The organism is Capnocytophaga catalasegens (genome assembly GCF_026005215.1).
GTDB classification, from domain to species: domain Bacteria; phylum Bacteroidota; class Bacteroidia; order Flavobacteriales; family Flavobacteriaceae; genus Capnocytophaga; species Capnocytophaga catalasegens.
Genome location: NZ_BPMA01000076.1, coordinates 1 through 4,592, shown reverse-complemented (window position 1 = coordinate 4,592; position 4,592 = coordinate 1). Strand labels below are relative to the sequence as shown.

The following is a 4,592-nucleotide window of genomic DNA, read 5'->3' as shown; positions in this document are numbered from 1 at the left end:
TTTAATTACGGATATACAATTATTTTTTTGCAAAGTTTCAAAAATTTCTTCTTTGTGGCGCTCAGCAAAAATTTTCAAAAGACCTTTTTCTTCAATAACGTCTTGTAGTGTAAGATTTTCAAGTTGTTTGAGCATCCATAAGTGGCTAATATAGCCTTGCTCAGCTTTTCGGTATTTAGCCTCATTTTCAGGTGTTTTATCTTCGTCCCATAGGTTTTTCTTTGCAAACAAATCGTCTCTTAGATAACCATCTGCTTGGTGGTAAAGATTTCGCAAACACTGAAAGACAAATGTTCGATAATCTTGTTCCGTTTTTTCTTCTTGCGTAAGCGGAATTTTTTCTTTTTTATCTGTTATTTTTTTCTCTTTTAGAACTTTTTTAGTTTGCTTTTTAATTTTATTTTTATCCTCAGAGATTGATTCTCCTTGTGTGTTGTCAGTGCTTTGTGGGGTTTCAATTTGTTCTTCAATTTTATTTTTATCCTCAGAGATTGGCTCTTTTTGTGCATTGTCAACATTTTGAAGGCTTTTAGAAGATTCAGTAAGAGGTTTCTTTTTCTCTTTTCGCTTCTTTTCTTTTTTCTTAAATTTGAATTTAGGCAAAGGTATTTCTTTTTTATCGAAATGATATGCATAACCAATACTAATATTACTTTCTTGTCCTGCTTGCCGAATGTTTTGAGAATGGTTATTTCGGAAAGATTGGACAGCATTTAAAGTAAATTGATGGTTTTTCCATGGCGAATATCCCATTCCAAGTTGAATATTTGCTGTATTACCTTGTGCATTAGCACTTTGTGAGCGACTATAATTTCCCCCGAGCGAAGAGGTAAGTTTATCTTCCCAAAAAGTTTTTGTTACTAAAAAAGAAGGACCAAAAATATGTGATTTTTCACGAGCAACCAAATTATGCGTGTAATTGAATGAAGGAGTTATAGAGAGTTTTTGCTCAGGAAAATTTACCGAATAGTTGATTCCTGCATTGTGAAAACGAGAAATACCTCCTCTACGCACCCTATCGTTTTCACGATTTACCACATCGTTAAGCGTATAGTTGAGTATTATTTGCTGATTTTCAGAAAGAGAATAAGCAATACTGGCAGCAACATTTTGAGAAACTTGTCTGTAACGAATAGAATCTTGCGGTTGCTCGTATAACTGCGGTGTATTAAGCCTTTCAAAAGGATTTGTTTGTTTGTTGGTAAACATAGTAAAATTACTATAACTACCTGTAATATTGAGAGACTGACCTATTTTTGCCGATATATTCATCGAACCTACCCACTGATTGGATTGTTTTATTTTTTGCCCATTCAGATTATCACGTTGTTTTCCAATACTTCCCGAAATCATTACATTTCCTTGAAAAAGAGGCATAGAACCATTGAGTGTGATGTTTTCCATATCATTAACAAAATAGTATGCACCAAGGGTTCTATAATCTGGATCTACCAATTCATAGCGTAGTCCAATGGTTGATTTGCCTAACAAAAAATTGATTCCTGTATTATATGCCGAATAATCTGTGGGTTTTTCGTCAATGTAAGAAAGCATACTAACGGCATATTCTCCAAAAACTTCTACAAAGTGTAAAGGCTTATATTTTCCAAAAACAGAATAAACTTGGTTTTCTAACGGATATGTTTTTTTCTCATCGGGAATAGCAATTGATAGGGATTCGGGTTTGTCTTTAGCAAAAAAGAGAATTCCGCCAAATTCAATATTATCTTTTTTGTATTCTATCTTTGTTCCATATCCCCAGCGTTCATAAGAAGGTACTGTTTGTGGTTGCCCATCGTATTCTACTGCTTTTTGTAATTGTCCTCCCATTACGGCTACTTTCACAGGAAATTTTTCAGGTGTAAGTTCCAATCCACCTCCTGTAAATTGTAACCCGTTGAAGGTATAAGGCGAAAAACCCATCGTTACATCACCAATATGAGCTTGTATCCATTTATATTTTGGATGAAGACTTAAACGATTAAACTTAAATGGTATTTGATAATTCAAATTACTCCCTTGGTTAGTAAAACGATAACTAAATGGAATAGACCAATCATATATTCCTAAATTGATATTTCCATTGAAAAAATATAAAAAAGGGGTATTTTGCGTATTTATTCCATTGTCTGAAGAATGCGTATATACACCATTAACAGAAGCGCTTCCTGAAATGGAAAACGGATTTTTTTTAAGAGTTTCTTGAGTACGGCTACCTATGTTTTCTAAATCTATTTGTTGTGAAAATCCCAAGTTTGTCAGCAAAAATAAAAATCCAAAAAGCAAAAATCTTAAAATCATTGTTTCACTGATTGAAATTATCACATAAAAGTTACCTTTATTAAGTTAAATAGTGTATCCATAAAATTTAGTATTGTATATGACAAATACACAATTCAGAAATTTTGGACAAAGTTACAACAAAAAAATGGTTTTTGCTACATTTTTTCAAAGCAAAGATAGTATCAAAGATATTTTTGTTTGGTAATTACATATAAATCTACACAAGAATAATAAAAAAACCTCCGTAAGGGATTTTCTTTTCAATCATCTTTTATTTTATTCTTATGTATCTTTCGGATTGAATTCTATCCCTTTTTTAATTTTTTTGTCAAAATTAGATAGTTTTTTAGAGGGTTAAAATTCTCTTCAAATTATAGGTTGTTTGTGATATTTTTGTTGAAACAAACTATCAAAATGTTCTTTTGATTGAGAAATAGACATCAAAGTAGTAATCTCTATAATTTGTTTCTTTAAGTGCTCTTTTCCTATTTCAGGGGTCAACTCCCAAAAACACATTGGAACAATACCCGGTTCTTTGCTCGGTGTTAATCCTTTTTGTTGACAATTTTCATAAAATTTATTTAAAAATTCTCGTACTTTTTTTAGTTTTTCTAATTCTTTTTTAAATAATGGGTCTTTCAAAAGCAAAGCTAAGGCACGGTCGGCTTCCACTTCTTCGGCATCATCAATGCGTTTTGCTACCGTTTCTATGGTTTTTTGACGCTGTATTTCCGTATTTTTGTCAGGTATTTCTACCGATTGAAGGCTTCCTGAGGACTTTCGTGGTTCTGCCAATTTGGCACTGCCCAGCAACATTTTGTCTGTCTCTGTTGCAAATTCATTTTCTAAAAGTTCATTTACATTCGTATTGACTTTTTTTGTACTACTTTCTAAGATTTCGCAAGGTGCTTGAACCTTTTTTTGGTATTCTTTTTTAGAAATTTCTTTGTTTACAAGTTGTTTGTTAAGTTCTTCAAGTTCTTCAATCGCTTTTTTACGTTGGTCAAAAAGATTTTTTATCTCCTCTTTAAGCAACAGCGCAGTATTTTTAATCTTCTTCAACTCTTCACTTACAACAGCAACGCCTTTCTCCTCTCTATCATAAGTCGTAACAAACTTACCTTCAACAAGTTGACGTTCGGTATTAAGCGTTATTCCGTTAAAAACTACTTTGATTTTCGTATCAAGCAAGAAGCACCGTTGCGGGGAAATATTATGTCAAAGAACGTTTTATGAATTTTAATTTTGTTTTGTTAGTATAATGTATTATAGTATATTACCATTGTCCTTCTTAACAATTATCTTTTTCTTAATAAATTTTCTTTTTCCAATATAGCAATATCACAATAATCAAATTTTACCAAATAATCAATTTTGGTTAGATTTCTATCATATAATTGAGGAGGAAATTTACTTTCATACAAAATACTTCCATTTAAAGATTGTACATAATAGAGTTCACTGTTTATATTTTCTGGATTATCAATTAAACTATTGTAAGATAGTAAAAAATCATATGTATAATAAATTTTAGTTATAAATTCCTCAAAAGAAGAAGGTTTGCTTTTATATAAAAAGTATAATTCTTCATGAATATTACACCAATCAAAATAAAAAGAATACAAAGAAACATCTTTTTGATTAAACCTTTTGATATTAAATTTTGAAAAGATTTTAATATAATCCTTAATGTTGCTTTTTGTAATCCATTCTTCTATTAAAATTGTGTTTTTTTGTAATACAAACAAATAGGGCTCATTTGTTTCACTATTTATACTAAGTAATTCTATTTTTATTTTATTATAAAAGTTATTCCAATTTTGTTTCATAATTATTTTAAATTTTATTACAGAGCAGGAACAGGATATGCTGTTATTATATTTCCTTTAACATCAGTAAAAATTTCAACCCAACTGGTTTCCTTGCCTCCAAATTTTAAAGCTGTTTTACCTATAATTTCTTTTAAATCTACTACTCTTTTGTACATGCCTGGTTGAACTTCGATTAAAGTAGAATTTATTACTGATTTTTGTTGGATGAGCTGTTTTATTCTTTCTTTCGAAGAAGTAAAAATAGAACGACTATTAGCAATAGGTCTATTAAAATGTCCTTCTAAAACATGCTTCCATCCTGCTTGTACAGGATTTCCAGATTTGTTAAGAGGAGTAAATTCTGTAACTTCATTTGCAAAATTAATTCGAGAAGATTCTGGTTTAGAGTACGTTATTCCTCTAAATTTTACAGGAGTATAAAAATTTTCATTCTTTTTTATACTTTCAGAAATTATATTCCCTGTCTCCTTCGTAACA

General features: G+C 30.5%; 4 protein-coding genes. All 4 read right to left on the bottom strand.

The window, feature by feature from the left end; genetic code table 11:
• Positions 1 to 2,301 (bottom strand): TonB-dependent receptor (locus tag OO775_RS13620; protein ID WP_264847778.1); only part of this gene is annotated, 2,301 nt, incomplete at its 3' end.
• A gap of 348 nt (positions 2,302 to 2,649) precedes the next feature.
• The gene (locus OO775_RS13615) at positions 2,650 to 3,474 is read right to left on the bottom strand and encodes a hypothetical protein (RefSeq protein ID WP_264847777.1); all 825 of its coding nucleotides are present in this window, start codon (positions 3,472 to 3,474) and stop codon (positions 2,650 to 2,652) included.
• A gap of 107 nt (positions 3,475 to 3,581) precedes the next feature.
• Positions 3,582 to 4,112 (bottom strand): hypothetical protein, encoded by a 531-nt coding sequence (locus OO775_RS13610; RefSeq protein ID WP_264847776.1) that lies wholly within the window; start codon positions 4,110 to 4,112, stop codon positions 3,582 to 3,584.
• 17 nt (positions 4,113 to 4,129) lie between these two features.
• Positions 4,130 to 4,592 (bottom strand): hypothetical protein (locus OO775_RS13605; protein WP_264847775.1); only part of this gene is annotated, 463 nt, incomplete at its 5' end.

Coding starts and splice junctions, on each gene's coding strand:
- OO775_RS13610 (WP_264847776.1), bottom strand. CDS start 4,112: ATGAAACAAAATTGGAATAACTTTTATAATAAAATAAAAATAGAATTA.